The organism is Lysinibacillus odysseyi 34hs-1 = NBRC 100172 (assembly GCF_001591965.1).
GTDB classification, from domain to species: Bacteria; Bacillota; Bacilli; order Bacillales_A; family Planococcaceae; genus Lysinibacillus_B; species Lysinibacillus_B odysseyi.
Genome location: NZ_BCVX01000015.1, coordinates 1 through 16,298 on the forward strand (window position 1 = coordinate 1; position 16,298 = coordinate 16,298).

General features: G+C 40.9%; 14 protein-coding genes. 4 read left to right on the top strand and 10 right to left on the bottom strand.

The features are described 5' to 3' along the window. Positions 1–25: 25 nt before the first annotated feature. Complete coding sequence (locus tag BOD01S_RS20155; RefSeq protein ID WP_036151616.1) at positions 26–3,115, bottom strand: efflux RND transporter permease subunit; 3,090 nt, start codon at positions 3,113–3,115, stop codon at positions 26–28. A 94-nt stretch (positions 3,116–3,209) separates the two neighbouring features. Here BOD01S_RS20155 and BOD01S_RS20160 point away from each other — a divergent pair, with 94 nt between their 5' ends. Further along, entirely contained in the window at positions 3,210–4,040 is an 831-nt protein-coding gene (locus tag BOD01S_RS20160; RefSeq protein WP_036151614.1) for a TetR/AcrR family transcriptional regulator, read from the top strand. Between the two features lie 354 nt (positions 4,041–4,394). Beyond that, the gene (locus BOD01S_RS20165) at positions 4,395–5,213 is read left to right on the top strand and encodes a YitT family protein (RefSeq protein ID WP_081977881.1); all 819 of its coding nucleotides are present in this window, start codon (positions 4,395–4,397) and stop codon (positions 5,211–5,213) included. A gap of 91 nt (positions 5,214–5,304) precedes the next feature. Here BOD01S_RS20165 and BOD01S_RS20170 read toward each other — a convergent pair whose 3' ends face one another. Next, positions 5,305–7,152: an SLC13 family permease gene (locus BOD01S_RS20170; RefSeq protein WP_036151609.1), complete on the bottom strand. Its 1,848-nt coding sequence runs from the start codon at positions 7,150–7,152 to the stop codon at positions 5,305–5,307. A gap of 411 nt (positions 7,153–7,563) precedes the next feature. Here BOD01S_RS20170 and BOD01S_RS20175 point away from each other — a divergent pair, with 411 nt between their 5' ends. Continuing rightward, positions 7,564–9,066 carry a catalase gene (locus BOD01S_RS20175; protein WP_036151606.1) on the top strand — a complete coding sequence of 501 codons (1,503 nt, stop codon included), beginning with the start codon at positions 7,564–7,566 and terminating at the stop codon, positions 9,064–9,066. 487 nt (positions 9,067–9,553) lie between these two features. Here BOD01S_RS20175 and BOD01S_RS20180 read toward each other — a convergent pair whose 3' ends face one another. The 8 genes from BOD01S_RS20180 to BOD01S_RS23885 form a co-directional block, all read right to left on the bottom strand. Next, entirely contained in the window at positions 9,554–10,483 is a 930-nt protein-coding gene (locus BOD01S_RS20180; protein ID WP_036151604.1) for an AEC family transporter, read from the bottom strand. 304 nt (positions 10,484–10,787) lie between these two features. Continuing rightward, the gene (locus tag BOD01S_RS20185; protein ID WP_036151601.1) at positions 10,788–11,498 is read right to left on the bottom strand and encodes an ABC transporter permease subunit; all 711 of its coding nucleotides are present in this window, start codon (positions 11,496–11,498) and stop codon (positions 10,788–10,790) included. After that, positions 11,495–12,349 carry an ABC transporter ATP-binding protein gene (locus BOD01S_RS20190; RefSeq protein WP_036151600.1) on the bottom strand — a complete coding sequence of 285 codons (855 nt, stop codon included), beginning with the start codon at positions 12,347–12,349 and terminating at the stop codon, positions 11,495–11,497. Before BOD01S_RS20190 ends, BOD01S_RS20185 begins: the two co-directional genes overlap by 4 nt. 147 nt (positions 12,350–12,496) lie before the next feature. Continuing rightward, positions 12,497–13,417 carry a LytTR family transcriptional regulator DNA-binding domain-containing protein gene (locus BOD01S_RS20195; RefSeq protein ID WP_036151597.1) on the bottom strand — a complete coding sequence of 307 codons (921 nt, stop codon included), beginning with the start codon at positions 13,415–13,417 and terminating at the stop codon, positions 12,497–12,499. 193 nt (positions 13,418–13,610) lie between these two features. After that, entirely contained in the window at positions 13,611–14,138 is a 528-nt protein-coding gene (locus BOD01S_RS20200; RefSeq protein WP_036151596.1) for a chromate transporter, read from the bottom strand. Next, complete coding sequence (locus BOD01S_RS20205; protein ID WP_036151594.1) at positions 14,138–14,686, bottom strand: chromate transporter; 549 nt, start codon at positions 14,684–14,686, stop codon at positions 14,138–14,140. Before BOD01S_RS20205 ends, BOD01S_RS20200 begins: the two co-directional genes overlap by 1 nt. 239 nt (positions 14,687–14,925) lie before the next feature. Further along, positions 14,926–15,051 (bottom strand): hypothetical protein, encoded by a 126-nt coding sequence (locus BOD01S_RS23880; protein WP_269845649.1) that lies wholly within the window; start codon positions 15,049–15,051, stop codon positions 14,926–14,928. Between the two features lie 50 nt (positions 15,052–15,101). Then, positions 15,102–15,227, bottom strand: coding sequence for a hypothetical protein (locus tag BOD01S_RS23885; protein WP_269845648.1), 126 nt, complete (start codon positions 15,225–15,227; stop codon positions 15,102–15,104). 540 nt (positions 15,228–15,767) lie between these two features. Here BOD01S_RS23885 and BOD01S_RS20210 point away from each other — a divergent pair. After that, positions 15,768–16,157, top strand: coding sequence for an RDD family protein (locus tag BOD01S_RS20210; protein ID WP_036151592.1), 390 nt, complete (start codon positions 15,768–15,770; stop codon positions 16,155–16,157). The last annotated feature ends 141 nt before the right edge of the window (positions 16,158–16,298 follow it).

Below are 16,298 nucleotides of genomic sequence, written 5' to 3' on the forward strand. Positions count from 1 at the left end.
CAATGCTTCCCGCTGCTTGTATAAATTAGTTTTCTTCTATTTCTTTACGGTTCTTCTTCCACAATTTTGATAACACTTCATACACGATTGGTACAATGACCAGTGTCAATAATGTAGAAGATAATAGACCACCAATTACAGTGATAGCTAAGTCTTTCGAAATCAGACCGCCGCCACCGCCGATACCCAATGCCATTGGTATCATTGCACCAATTGTAGCAATGGCCGTCATAAGAATTGGGCGAAGACGCGTTGCCCCGGCCTCTAATATCGCTTCACGCATCGTCAAGCCATCACGTTCCATATGGATGATACGGTCTACTAATACGATAGCGTTCGTCACGACAATACCAATGAGCATCAACAGCCCCATCATAACAGATACAGAAATTGTTTGGTTTGTTGCCCATAATCCAACCCAAGAACCAATAACTGCGAACGGTAGAGAGAACAGAATAGCAAACGGTGCTAACCCCTCGCCAAATGTTACAACAAGGATGAAGTATACAATCGCAATGGCCGCCAGCATCGCTACGCCAAGCTTCGTAAATGTTTCAGCCATATCTGCCGCTACGCCTGCTACACCTGTTGTGACACCTTTCGGCAAATCAAGCTTGTCGATTTTTTTATCAGCAGCAGAAGTTGCTTTTGAAATATCATCTTCTGAGATTGTACCTGAAACAGTAGCATAGTATTCGCCTTTCGAACGAGAAAGGGAGTTCAATGCTTCACCCTCTTCTATACCGACAAGCTCACCAATTGTCATCGTCGTGCCCATAGCTGTTTGAATCTTTGTTGCCAATACATCATCAATAGATGTTGCAGCTGCTTTTGCTTGGCGTTTTACGATGACTTCTAAATCTTCGCCGTCATGGCGTACTGTTGTTAACACTTCTTTTGTAGACTTTTCAGATAATGCCATGACAATTTGGCCTGTTGTCAAGCCGTATTGCAGAACTTTCTGCTGGTCTACTGTTAGTACATGCTCTACATAAGCGTCCTCATAATCAGAAGTGACGTCCTCTAGGCCATCTACTTTCTTCAAGGCTCCTTCCACCTGCTTAACGGCAGTACCAAGGTCCTCTAAATCTTCGCTGTATAATGTATAGCTTACTTCATTCGATGAAGTTGACATCGCGAAGTTCTGTGATTTCCACTCACCCGTTTGCCCGATATTAAATACATATTCTTCTACTTCTTCACGTGCTTTCGGGAAGTCATCCATGTCCGGGTCGAAGATAAGGTACATTAATGCACCACCGCCTCCGCCGCCCATCATCATTGCTGCCGGGTCAACATTATCCGGATCATTGATGGAAACTTGCACAATATCGATATCTTTACGCTTCAACAGCTTTTGCTCTACTTCTTCGATATTCTTCGCCGTATCTTCCATCAGCTCGCCCGTTGCAGGTGTGTACGTCAAGTACATTACTTTTTCTTCTTGTGATCCCATGAAGGAGAAACCGATTAACGGTGTTAATGCTAATGAGCCTACTAATAGGACAACTGCTATAAGCGATGTAATCCATTTATGGTTCAAGCATTTTTCCAAGAAGCCGCGGTACCAAGTTGCCAGCTTACCAACTTCTTTATGCTGACTTTCTGATTTTGTTCCGTATAATTTTTTACGGAATAAGAAGTGCGAAAGTGCTGGTACGATTGTAATCGCAACAAGTAACGAAGCGCCTAGCGCAAATGTCATCGTTAACGCGAACGGCATGAACAGCTCGCCTACCATACCACCTACGAAAATAAGCGGTGCGAATACTGCCACTGTCACGAGTGTAGAAGACATAATTGGCTTGAACATTTCAATCGTTGCCTCACGGATTAATGCACGCCCTGAAAGCTTCTCTTCTTTTAAGTGCATACGACGGTAAATGTTTTCCACTACTACAATGGAGTCATCGATTACACGTCCGATTGCGACCGTAATGGCACCTAATGTCATAATATTTAACGTAATATCCATCCAGTTTAATAGCAGCAATGCCATAAAGATAGATACCGGAATAGAAATAATTGAAATGATTGTTGATTTGAAATCACGCAGGAACAATAGAATGATCAATACAGCGATCAAACCACCGAATAACGCTTTTTCAACCATTGTAAAGACAGATTCCTTAATCGGTTCACCTTGGTCAAGGGATACATCAACGACCAATCCATCGATTGATTTTTCCTCGTCCTTGATCAGGTCTTTTACAGCATCTACTACATCTACTGTATTTGCTTCCTGACCTTTTACAATCTGGATAGCAATCGCATCTTTACCATTTGTACGTGATACAGATTGAACTTTCCCTTCCAATTCAATCTTTGCAATATCTCCTAAACGTACAAACGGAGAAGGGTTTGCAGCGGATGGTGTGACAGGGATTAATAGTTCCCGCAGCTCCTCAACAGATTTCACTTTGCCATCGACAGACACTGCCTGCTCACCAACAGCAAAGTCGTATAATCCGAGTGAAACTGCCATATCACTCGCCTGGACCATTTGTTTTACTGTGTCTTCCGTTAAACCAAGTGCATCCATTTTCTCATTGTCATACGTGAATGAAATTTGTTCAATTTGCTGACCTGTAATAGTTGCTGAAGCGACACCATCAATCTTCTCGATTTTTGGCAATAAGATATCTTCTACCGTTGAAGTCAGATCAACGATATCCTCCTCCGAGCTACTTACAGATAGTGCAATGACCGGCATCATATTCATGCTGATCGCCATGACTGTCGGCTCTTGCGCTTCTTCAGGTAATGTTACGCTATCGAGCGCTGATTCTAATTGGCGCTTTTTCTCATCCATATCTACGCCATATTCATACTCTACTTGTACTTGGGCTACATTCGGTGAGGAGGTAGAATAAACCGCTTTAACATCCTCAAGCCCCTCGACTGCCTTTTCAAACGGTATCGAGACATCATCCATTACCTGCTCAGGCGTCGCGCCTGGGTAAACTCCCATCACAATCAAGTAAGGAATTGAGATATCAGGAATGGATTCCATTTTCATTCGCGTCCCGGAATAAATACCGGATACTGTGATGATAATTGTCAGCAGCCAGACAGCCAATTTATTCTTCAGGACGAAATTCACTAAACCTTTCACTATTACACCTACCTTAATTTGACTTCATTCATACATTTACCTATAATAATGACTAATCGGTCAAAAGTCAATGAAATGAGCAGGAGTGTTATACTTGGTAAAAAAACAATTAATAATGGAGAATGCCCTGCAGTTGTTTGCAAAGCAAGGAATTGAAGCCACTTCTATTCAGCAAATCACCGATAAATGCGGTATTTCTAAAGGAGCATTTTACCTTTCCTTTAAGTCAAAGGATGAACTTATTTTCGCGTTAATTGACTATTTCATGAGCGAAATCGTCGTAGACATTGAACAGGTGGTCAATTCCGAACGGCCAGACAGCCTTCTGTTGTATGACTATTATTTTCATACCTTTTCCACTTTTAAAAAACATGCACATTTCGCTAGAATTTTCATGAAGGAACATCAAACAACTTTTAGCGAGGAAGCCTTTGCAAAGATCGAATACTATAACGGCATATTAAACCGGCTCGTTCACCAAATTGTCAAAAAACAATTCACCCATATTGCCGAACATATGATGCCGGATATCGTATTCACAATTCAGTGCTTCGCCCGTAATTACAGCGAATTATTTTTCCGTGAGGGAGCGGAAATTGATATGGATACACTTTGCTGTTCATTAGTGGAAAAGGTTTCTGTTATTGCTGAACATGCCAGGATTCCATTCTTTACTGCGGAATGGCTGCAAGCAACCGGCATCACCTCTATTAAGCTGTCAAAAGATGAATTAATTGAGTTTTTAAATACAAAGCTAGAGGAAATGGATGACGCTCTCATCCATGAGTCTATTGAGCTTTTACGCAACCATTTAGTAAACCCGGTACTCTCTCCTGCAATAGAGCAGGGACTACTAAAGAATTTGCGCAGCAACTCCTATAGCAAATGGATTGCCTACATTTATGAGGCATGTGATAAGTCATAATAGATGTACGGTTTTGCCTAATTGTTGGTTGCATATTTTTCCAATAAAAATAAGGCAGATTCGTGACAATTTGAACACACTATTCAAATAGGTGTGTTCAAATTTTTTAATACAGAGACAAGCGGCAATTTCCATTAAGTGAAACTTTATTACTTTATGTCCGTATAATTAATTATAGAATTCCAATTACTATGCTATACATTAAAACTCCGCGCTAATTTGCAGACTTTTCCTCTTTTACTACGTGAAAATTATGTACAAGGTTAGATTAATGTATAATAAATATTGGCTAAACTAAAAAAGGAGGAAACTATATTGAAAAGTAAGCTGGCTGTAAACTTGAGAAAAATGATTATGATCATTATCGGTGCCGCCATTGCCGCTTATGGTCTTGAAGCAGTGCTGATTCCAAACAATGTCATTGACGGTGGTGTAACCGGTGTCAGTATCATGGGAGCAGAGGTACTGGAATTACCACTAGGTCTGTTTCTATTCATCTTAAACATCCCCTTCGTTTACCTCGGTTATAAACAAATCGGAAAAACTTTCGCGATCATGAGTGTAGTTGGTATCGCCGCCCTCTCATTAGGTACAGTATTAATGCATGACATCTCCCCGATTTTATCGGAAAAAGATCATCTTTTAGTTGTTGCTTCTGGTGGTATTTTACTTGGGGTTGGTATCGGTATCGTGCTTCGTAATGGAGGAGCACTCGATGGCTCTGAGGTATTAGCTGTACTTGTCTCACGTAAGGTACCATTTTCTGTTGGGGATATTATTTTGCTGATTAATGTGTTCATCTTTGCTATCGCTGCATTTGTTTATAGTTTAGAAAGCGCTCTTTATTCCGCACTGACTTACTATATCGCCAAAACGGTAATCGATATCGTACAAGTCGGTCTTGAGAAATCAAAATCCGTCCAAATTATCAGTAAAAATTCCAAAGACATTGGGGATGCCATTCAAGCACGTCTTGGACGAAGTATTACATATACAACAGGGCGTGGCGGCTTCTCAAATGAGGAAACAGAAATGATTAATTGTGTTATCAACCGCATGGAGGAAACGAAAATGCTCGATATTATCCGGGAGCATGATCCGGGAGCATTCGTTGTCATATCAGATGTATCGGAAGTGCGCGGCGGTAACTTCAAGAAAAGAAACATCCACTAATGTTCCATGTGGAAAAACATCCCTTACATTTTTAATACACATTGAAAAAGCTCTGCTGATTTTTTGTCAGCAGGGCTTTTGGCCGCTACCATTAAAAAGGAAATAAAAGCGGTACAATAATCATCATGACCACGAACATAATGACCTGCAGTGGTATACCCACTTTAACAAAATCGATAAATCGGTAGTCCCCCGCTGTCATCACAAGTGAATTTGTAGGAGAAGCAATCGGTGTAGCAAACGCCATGCCTGATGCTGCCGCTACTGCCATCATAAAGGTATACGGATTCGCATTCATGGCTATCGCTGCCGTCATAGCAATCGGCGCAAAGAGAACAGCCGTGGCTGTATTGCTGACAAACTGCCCAAATATCACTGTCAACACATATACACCCATCAACACCCCGTATGAACCGAAGCCGCCAAGCACATCAATGATTGCATGGGAAAGGAGGGTCATTCCGCCTGTTTTCTCCAGCGCTGTAGCCATCGGGAGCATTGCTGCTACAAGAACGATACTCTCGAAATTCATCTTTCTATAGGCGTCATCCATATTACGCAGGCAGCCTGTTATAATCATAAGCACCGCCCCAATCAATACAGAAATAACAGGATCAAACACATCAAAAACCATCAACCCTACAATGAGCACCATGATAAGTCCGGCAATCCATGCCTTGCCACTGGCAGCGGCCAATCCGGCCTGTTCATGGGGCTGTCCAATAACAACGACATCCTGGGTTTCACGTGAAAGCACGTCTATCTCCTCCCAGGCTCCCTGAACAAGAATGGCATCTCCAAAACGAAGTCTTTGCTGGGCCATATCCTGCAGTAAATATGTTCCTTTTCGATTAATACCCAATATGTTCACATTGTATTTTTCCCGAAAGCCAATTTTCCCTACCGATTCACCAATTAATCGGGATGAAGGAGTCAGCAGCACCTCGGCTACTCCTATCTTTTTAGAAATAAGCTCCTTCAAATCTTTATCTGTCATCATCTCTAAAATAAGTCCATTATCCAGCACAAAGTTCTCGACATCCGAGGCCAGGCCCTGTATATAAAGCTCATCATTTTCCTGAATTGTGCTTGTTGGACCGGCCATTTCCTGGTAGGTCATCGCTAACAGACTGAGGCTCTCTGAAGCACGGCGCTGTATTTTCATTACATAAATATGATACTTTGCTGGCAGCTTCAAATCAGCAAGTGCTCGGCCGATTAATGGCGAGCCTGCGGATACCGCCACGCGAAACATTTTGTCCTCAAGTGCATATTCCCTTGCAATTTTCTTTGGGGACAGCTTATACCCTGCATCTGACTGTGTATGATTTTGTTCTGTTGGCAGCAGGATATTCCGCACGACAACTAAATAAATAATTACAGTAATAGTAGCGATGATTCCAATAGGAGTAATTGTAAAGAAGCCAAGTTTTTCGTATCCGTTTTCCTCTAATAGTTGGCTGACAATTAAGTTTGGTGGAGAGGCAATCAGCGTCATTAGCCCTGACATACTCGCAATGTAAGAAAGAGGCATCAGGAACTTGGAAGGACTAACATTCATGCTTACAGCAATACTTACAACAATTGGAAGCATTAATGCGACTGTTCCGGTATTGCTCATAAAAGCTCCAACTATCGCGACAATTACCAACAGTAAAATAAACAGCTTACGTTCACTATCTCCCGACCATTTCAGCAAGAGATTTCCCGCCATTCCAGCCAAGCCTGTCCGCAAGATACCGGCCCCGACAACAAACAGTCCTGCAATCATAATTACCACTGAATTCGAAAAACCAGCAAGCGCTTCAGCCGGGGTTAAAATCCCTATGACAACAAAGGCTAAAAGGCCGATGAGGGCAACAAGGTCACCCCGCAGCCGATTTGTCATAAACAGACCTACCGTTATGACCAGTATGAAAAATGTTAATGTAAGTTGCACGCTCTACTATCCCCTCTACTGCTATCTATTTTCCAGTGTACAAGAAAAAGGAGAAGGATCGTTCATTTCTCCATCATTCGTCAAATACATGCTTTTCAGCCTGTACAACTCGCTGTTTCGACAACCTTTATTTTCAATTAGCATACCTCATTTTCAACACAGCTATAGTGAAAACTATTTAAGAAGTATATTTTCACACGGGTACCCCCTGTTGTTTAGCTGTTTATATCATCGGAAAACAAAGCTATTATTATACTTCTAATACTTTTTCTCTGTCCTTTCTACTCGAACATTTTTCAACAATAAAAGTTTCTTAATAATAATTATTATAATTTAGTAGAAATTATGATTTAGTTTTGATATATTAATTGACGAAGGGTTTTTCAAAATGAATTCAGGGGGTATAATTACATGACAAATCTTAATAACCGTCCATTAACGACTGCTACTGGTACACCGGTTGTCAGCAATGATGATGTTTTGACAGCTGGCCGCCGCGGTCCTATCTTATTACAAGATGTGTTCCTAATTGAAAAATTAGCGAACTTCAACCGTGAAGTTATTCCTGAGCGCCGTATGCACGCAAAAGGTTCTGGCGCATTTGGTACTTTTACAGTAACCCACGATATTACAAAATATACAAAAGCAAAAATCTTCTCTGAAGTAGGCAAAAAAACAGAAATGTTTGCGCGCTTCTCTACAGTAGCTGGTGAGCGTGGTGCTGCTGATGCAGAACGTGATATCCGCGGTTTTGCTTTGAAATTCTATACTGAGGAAGGAAACTGGGACTTAGTAGGTAACAACACACCTGTATTCTTCTTCCGTGACCCATTACATTTCCCAGACTTGAACCACGTTGTTAAGCGTGACCCAAAAACAAACATGCACAATGCAAACTCTAACTGGGACTTCTGGACATCATTACCCGAAGCATTACACCAAGTAACAATCGTCATGTCTGACCGCGGTCTTCCAACAGGCTACCGCAACATGCACGGTTTTGGTTCTCACACATACTCAATGATCAATGAAGCTGGAGAGCGTGTTTACGTAAAATTCCACTTCCGTACACAACAAGGCATTAAAAACTTGACTGATGCGGAAGCAGCTGCAGTGATCGGTCAAGACCGCGAGTCTTCTCAACGCGACCTATTCGATTCTATCGAAAAAGGCGACTTCCCTAAATGGAAAATGTACATTCAGGTAATGACAGAAGAACAAGCTCGCAACAGCAAAGACAACCCATTCGATTTAACAAAAGTTTGGTATAAATCGGAATATCCACTTATCCCAGTTGGAGAATTCGAATTGAACCGCAATCCTGAGAACTATTTCGCTGATGTTGAGCAGGCAGCATTCGCTCCATCAAATGTAGTACCTGGTATCGGCTTCTCCCCAGACCGTATGTTACAGGCACGTTTATTTGCTTATCAAGATGCAACTCGTTACCGTTTAGGTGTTAACCACCACCAAATTCCGGTAAACACACCACGCTGCCCATTCATGGTTTACCACCGCGATGGTCAAGGCCGTGTTGATGGAAACAACGGTGCTGCATTATCTTACTATCCAAACAGCTACGGGGCACTTCAAGCGCAGCCTCAGTACAAGGAGCCTGCATTAGCTTTAGATGGCGCCGCTGACATCTACGACTTCCGTGAAGATGACAACAACTACTTCGAGCAACCAGGTAAATTGTTCAACTTAATGAGCGACGATCAAAAGCAACAGCTGTTCGACAACACAGCTGCAAACTTACAAGGTGTTGAAGAATTCATCCAACGCCGCCACATCCTGCACTGCTACCTAGCTGATCCAGCTTACGGTGAAGGTGTTGCAAAAGCTTTAGGCTTAACGTTAGATGGTATGGATCTTTCCAATCCATATGTGAAGGCACCACTAGCTAACGTTTAATAAAAAAATAGTGTCTGTGCACTTATCAGGCACAGGTACCGCAATAAACTGTTCTAAACTTTAGGCGCCGGTTTCTATTTTCAGGATCGCTTACAAAGGTGCCCAAAAATCTGTTTCAATTGATATCCTATAAAGCCGTCATGCTTAGGCATGGCGGCTTTTTATATACTTTTTTGCCTTATTACAATAAGAAAAAAAGTATAGAAGATGTTCATATGGATGAACGAATCAGACCACAAATAATAGGGGAATCAGCAACGGGTAAATAAAACAAAGATGGGATCTAAAAAACAGAAGAGGTTCTCTGGAAATCAACAACTTCCCTGCTCGAAGCAAAGGATGCATTCATTCTTACCTTATTGGCTGAAGGAGTAGACCCGATCATTATTAGCCAGGCAGCAAAAATAGACAAAGAGAAGGTAATGACCCTTAAAGCAGTTTTAAAAAATAAAAATCCGGCTACGTACCATTATTAGCCGGATCAAGATTATACGAATAAGAGCGTGGACATATAAATAATAACGGTAACCGTCAGGCAGCTAATGATTGTAGAAAACAAGACAGTTTGGGCGGCTGTAGCTGATTCAATGTCATACTCCAAGGCAAGGCTCGAACTATTTCGTGAAGTCGGAAATGAGCTTGCGATAAATAATGACTGGGCTACAACTCCATCAATGCCAAGCAGCCAAATGACAAGCAATGCAACTGCAGGTCCTACAATAAGGCGTGTAAAACAACTGACAAAAATCGCTTTTGTAAACATCGTCTTCATTTGAATTTGTGAAAGCTGGGCTCCGAGGGTAATGAGGGCTACCGCTACAAATCCACCTGCTACATAATCAATCGGAATCCTGAGAGTTTGCGGAATTGGTATATTTACGTAATTCAGCAACGCCCCGAGCCACAGGGCATGGATAATCGGCATTTTTAGAAAATCGCGTAGAATATCCTTACCGGATTTCGTCGCAGAAATAAGGTTATAAAGCCCGTATGTATACGTGGTCATATTTTGAAAAATAACAAGAATGACTTGAATCGCTACCCCAATAGGTTGTGCCGCAAAGATCATTTGCGCGACCGGGATGCCATAATTCCCCGAGTTAATAAGAACTACACTATTTTTAAAGACCGCAGATTCACTGCGATCCAGCTTTAATAACTTTGCTAAGTAATGACTTAACACCATTTGACTGCCGATAAAGAGAATAATAAACATTGTCAGCTGCCCAACAATCGATAATTCAATTTCTGTTTCATAAATATTAATAAACACTGCTGCAGGCATAAAACAATAGGTAATCAAATGTGATAACGCTTTTAAATTAAATTGGAACTTCCTTTGCAAAATGGCGCCTACAAATAGCAAAATGAGAATAGGCGCTACGATTTGGAAGAAAATCATCGATAAATAGCCCATAAGAGAATCCCTTCCTTTCAGATATCTATTTATTACTGTACACGAAATTCCTCCTAGTTGGTTGTTTTAATTAATATAAAATAATCAATTTCATCCTCCAGTTAATAGAATCATTTATGTTTCTTATTGTATGACTATCGGTTGAATTACTTCAAGAATGCTCCTGCTTTAAGCGCCAGAGATGGTGATCTGTCATCCTTATTCACCTCTCAATTTATAAAATCTTTGTATCTCCACGCATTTTTATACAATAAAAAAGCCTGCAGCATATGAATGACTCCACATACGTTACAGGCTTCTCTTATTAATCGTCTGTCATGCGTTTTTTATACAGCACGCTTGCTGCAATGATGGCCGCAATTGTCCAACCAATCATAACAGCAAAGGAAACAACAATCTCTTTGGCAGGCATAGCGGCCTCTAATCCCTCTGCCAGCAAGATAAGCTGAGAACTTGGTAACCATTCGGCAATCCCTGCAATCGGATATTTTTCAGAAAGTCCAAGTACCATAGGGCCGAATGAGAAAATTCCCATTACCGGTAATGCTGCCACCGACGCTTCCATCACCGTTTTTGTAAATAAACCACAGATTGTGCCAAGAGCGATGTAAAACAAGATGGATACGGCCAGTGCCAATGCAAGAACTAAAACATTGCCCGGCTTATAGCCTAATAAATAGATCGTTACTGCTAAAACGATGGCAGAAATAGCGAAAACTAATGAACTTTTTCCGATCAAAATATCCGCAATACTAGCAGGCGACATCATTAAGCTGCGCAGTGTATTGCTCTCTTTTTCCTCAGCAATCAAACAGCTTTGGACAAACGCTGTCACCATCGCAAGCGTCAGGTTAATTGTCATGAAATAGCTATCTATCGTGTGTATCCCCATTTTATTATAGAAAAGTGCTAAGACAAATGGCATGAAGACCATAATGGAAACCGCATAATTCCGCGAAAATTCTTTATAATCTTTCGTAAAAATAGCTTGGATTCGTTTTATTGAAATGTTCATTGTAAATCACTCCCCGTTACTTGCATAAAAATATCGCCTAATGTTGGTTCATTCGTTTGAATGCGCAGGATGGACTTCTCACTCATCCATTCTGATAATTTCATCGCGGAAGTACGATCATCGAGCTGCAAAATATGCTCTTCACCCGTCATCAGTTCTACTGTCATAGAATGATCGCTATACTGATGCTTTAGCTGTGCCGGCTCTCCTATTGCCCTTACCTTTCCTTTATGTAAAAAGGCAACCCGGTTACACAGTGTTTCGGCCTCTGTCATATCATGCGTCGTTAAAAAGATCGTCGTTCCCTGATCATTCAATCTACGGAGTCCGTTATAAATGTGGCGCGTATTGACCGGATCCAAAGCAGAAGTCGGCTCATCCAGAAACAATAAATCCGGTTTATGCATAATAGCTCTTGCTAGAGTTACACGTTGAATCATCCCTTTAGATAGTTCACTTACCTTTTTCTTGCGTGCATCTGTTAAGTTAACAAATTCAAGCGCCTCATCGATTGCCGATTTTGGTAGATCGTACATATTATTGAATAGTAATAAATTTTCCTCTACTGTTAGTCTTTTATACAAGCCGCTATTATCAGTAAGGATTCCGAAGCGGGCTTTGTTTTCGCTTTTTTTCATTTCAATAGAAGGTAAACCTAATACGCGTGCTTCTCCCGCTGTTTCCTCCAATTGTGCTGTCAGGATTTTAATCATTGTTGTTTTGCCTGACCCGCTTGGACCGAGGAAGCCGAAAATTTCTCCCTTATTAATGGTAAATGAAACATCTTCTAACGCTGTGAATGTGCCGAAAGCTTTTTTTACATTTCTTACTTCGATTGCCGCTATTGTCATACAAGCAACCTCCTTCAATTCATTTGATTACCCTAACTGTAATTGAATCGAAGAAATACCACCGCTGTTTTCCGCTGAATTGTAGCAAAAAAGCGGTGAAGTGTAGCCCTGAATCGACAAATGTACTCCATTATTCCCCAGGAAATACTACGATATTCCAACAAGTTCTTTTAATTCTGACAATTTATTTCTTGATAAAGGAACAACTGTCCCTTCTCCTACACTGAGTTTTAAACTATAGCTATTTTTAGTCCATGTAATAATTTCCCGCACCTTTTGCAGATTCACTATATAAGAGCGATGACAGCGGTAAAACCCATAAGCACGCAAGCGTTTTTCAAGCTCCTGTAATGTAAGAGAACAGTTGTAGCTTACTCCTGCTACATTCACTAAAATTTCACCATCCAGACTTTCAATATAGTCAATTTCAGGTGGATTAAAGAGAATCGTTTTGTCATTTTTCTTTGTTTGGATTTTTTCAATTTTAATTACTGGCTCTTCTTCAGTAATAGTCGGCTGTTCTTCATTAAAATCCATCTTATGGAAGCCCGATGAGTCAATTCGAAAAATATCGTTTGTTGAAATGAGAAGGTCTTCCAAGTTATTCGAAAGTAACAAAACAATACTTCCCCGTTCTGCCAACTGCTGGATCAATCCCGCGATAATCATTCGTGTATCCGTATCCATGCGATGGAATGGCTCCTCAATGGTGAGAAATGTTCCACCGTATAAGTAAGGACGTAAAAACGCAATACGCTGCTGCTGACTGAGTGATAGGTCCGTTACTTTCTTTTTTCGTAACTTCTTCAGTCCCAAAAGCTCTAACATCTCCTCCAATGATTGCGGGCAGCCGGCCATCTTCATATAAAATCGGAAAGCTTCCTCTACTTTCAGCCTTCTATACTGTCCATCCATTACATGATGAACATACCCTTGCTGCTTCAATTGCTGCATAATAAGCTGCATCTTCTGTATATCTGTATAAACCCCGATTATTTGCCCCTCTAATGTACAGGCAGGAAGAATTGTCTTTCCCTCCTCCATCACCGCTTTTAATTCTACACCCATATAATACCACCCCATGAAAATAATACTACTATATTATCGCACAAGCAGATGACTCGAGTGAATAATATTTAAAAAGCCACTAGCGGGAAAACTAGCGGCCGGAATCTTCTTTATAATATATGACAAAATCCTTCTATTATTTTTTATATGACTGCTCTGTATATTTATTTCCTGAAGACACCATGCTACGTATCTATAAAAAGAGACCACCGAATAAAAGCCCCGCTCCGATGACAATAGCAGGATGAACTTTGAATCTCTCCATTGCAAAATAGCTAATGACCGCAATCGCAATCGTCGGCACCCAGCTGATCCCCCCAATAGAAGTGGCAAAAAAGTCAAATGTAAGATCTGCCATTAAAACAGCAATCGCTGGCAGGACAAAGCCAGAAAGCCGTTTAACCCGTGGTGAATTGCGATTTTTGTAAAGGATACTAAGGAGCAGCAACATGAGAATAAGAGATGGGCCAATCGTCGCTAGAAGAGCAATAATCGCTCCCAGTACTCCTCCCTGTTCGTAACCAATATAACCAGCTAATTTTGTAGCAATCGGTCCGGGTAGCGCATTCGCAATAGCAAGCGTATCGCTGAATTCCGCTGTCGTCATCCAATCATAGGTAGAGACAACCTGATCTTCAATCAATGGTATGGAAGCCGGCCCCCCTCCGTACCCTAAAATGCTCGGGATAAAGAACGCTATAAATATTTCCACATACATCATTACGCCTTATCTCCTTTCACAGGTAAACAAAGTGCCAGCGCCAGCAGAACACCAATAACGATCCCTGCATTGATGCCTAAAAGGACCATTGTTATAAAGGAAGCTGTCAGAATGCCCAAACCTATTTTCCACCCAAGGGCAGCTTTTGATTTTTTCAAGAAATCCCATGTCATCACTGCCATCATTACCCCAACAATTGGAACAACGCCCTTTGTCATCCCTGCTATAAAGTCGAGATGCTTATATTCACGTAAGGACGTTAAGAAAATAATCAGCAGTACAACTGTCGGTAGAACTGTTGCTGCAAGAGCCGTCAGCATACCAATCCATCCTCCGACACGGTACCCGATATATCCGGCCATTTTTGTAGCAATAGGGCCCGGCAGTGTATTGCCAATCGATAAAACATCGGCAAATTCCTCATCAGTCATCCACTGATATGTACCGACAACTTCCTTATGTACAAGCGGAATTGCGGATGGCCCGCCTCCAAAGCCTAATAACCCCGATCTAAAGAATGCGATAAAAATATCCAATTGCTTTTTCATCCGGCTCACTCCCTCGTAACTTATTACCCGCCATCCCTTGGCAAATAGACAAGCTTTTCGTCGTTTGTATCACACTTTCCTTCTAGTGTAAAAGATAGACCTTCCGAAAACACTCCCAGACAGGATATCTAACGATGTATTTTCATTATTATAGCTAAAAATCGGCGCTCTTTAATCGAAAAACCACTTTTCTATACAAAAAACCCGCAGCTCCGTTGCTGCGGGTGATGTAATGCTGATTATTTTGTAAAAGAAAGAACAGCATTTTTCTTGAATGTCTTTAAAGCTTTTGTTGCTTCGTTTTTATTTGTATATTCGAACATACGAACGTCGTTTTGATTATTGAATACTGTAATTACCCACATGATCCATGTCTCCTTTTTGTTTTGCTTTATTGTTTATTTTGTAAGCCTGATTATTTTGTATAGGAAAGGACGGCATTTTTTGCAAATTTCTTTAGTGCCTGTGTTGCTTCGCCTTTGCTTGTGTACTCGAAAATACGAACGTCATTTCGATGATTGAATACTGTAATTACCCACATACTTCATTTCTCCTTTTACGTTCAAATTGTACTATAACAATCTATTTTCCACTGACTTTTGCAACTTGTTATATAACATCTTTCACAATTCTCATTCTACCCCTTTTTTCAGGAATGAAAAGCCCTTATCTTGCCATTTCACAATGTGTTCATATTTCAAACGCTTACATTGAACAAATTGTGAAAGCTCTGATTTCGAGGCATATTTTCATTTTTAGAAGCATTTTTCCTATGGGAGAAATTTTTGTTATACAACAGAAAAAGAGTGCTTACACGGAAAATAGGGAATTTTTCTGGAGAAGATTCCCTACTCATTACTTTTTAGGATTTCCTTTGCCCTTTAGGATCTTACCGGCGATTTTTTTTGGAAATACTCGCGATTTTGGGGTAAATACCCGCGATATTATGACAACTACCCGCGAATTACCTTTCAAATCATTTCTATAGTAAACCTTGAGCGGGGCTTTTAGTTGCCCACCAGGAGGAGTACTCTTTATGATGAAAGAGAGTGAAAGACTTACAAAATAAAGGGGTGTTTTTTTGAAATCTATTACAAAAAAGCGGGTCGCTGCCATTATGATTGACATGGCTGTCTCCACAACGGTATCTCTTGGGGTTGAGTATCTTTTACGTAAAAAAGTAAAAAGTGAGGCAGTCCATAACCTCGTAACACCTACTTTAGTAATGTGGGGATTAGAATATGTCCAGCTGCGAAAGAACGGCCAAACAATTGGCTATAAAGCAATGAAGCTAGCACTGGAAAACGAAGACGGCACAAAGCCAACTGATACACAAATCGCCAAACGTATGCTTTACCGCGATACAATCAGTACGTTTGATTATTTAAAAGACCGCCATGCATTTGAAGGGAAAGATGGATCTGAGCTTCCGCATGACCGCTTTGCTGAGACGGTCGTGAAGGAATTGTAGGTTTAAGAAAAGGTGCAGTTTTTTTACGAATGACGATAATTCAAGCCTGCCGGAGAGTGCTTCTTTAGCAGGCTATTATCTCTAACTAACCGAAACATTAGCATTGAAGAAAGACAAAAAGGTTTGATTATGTTTAATACC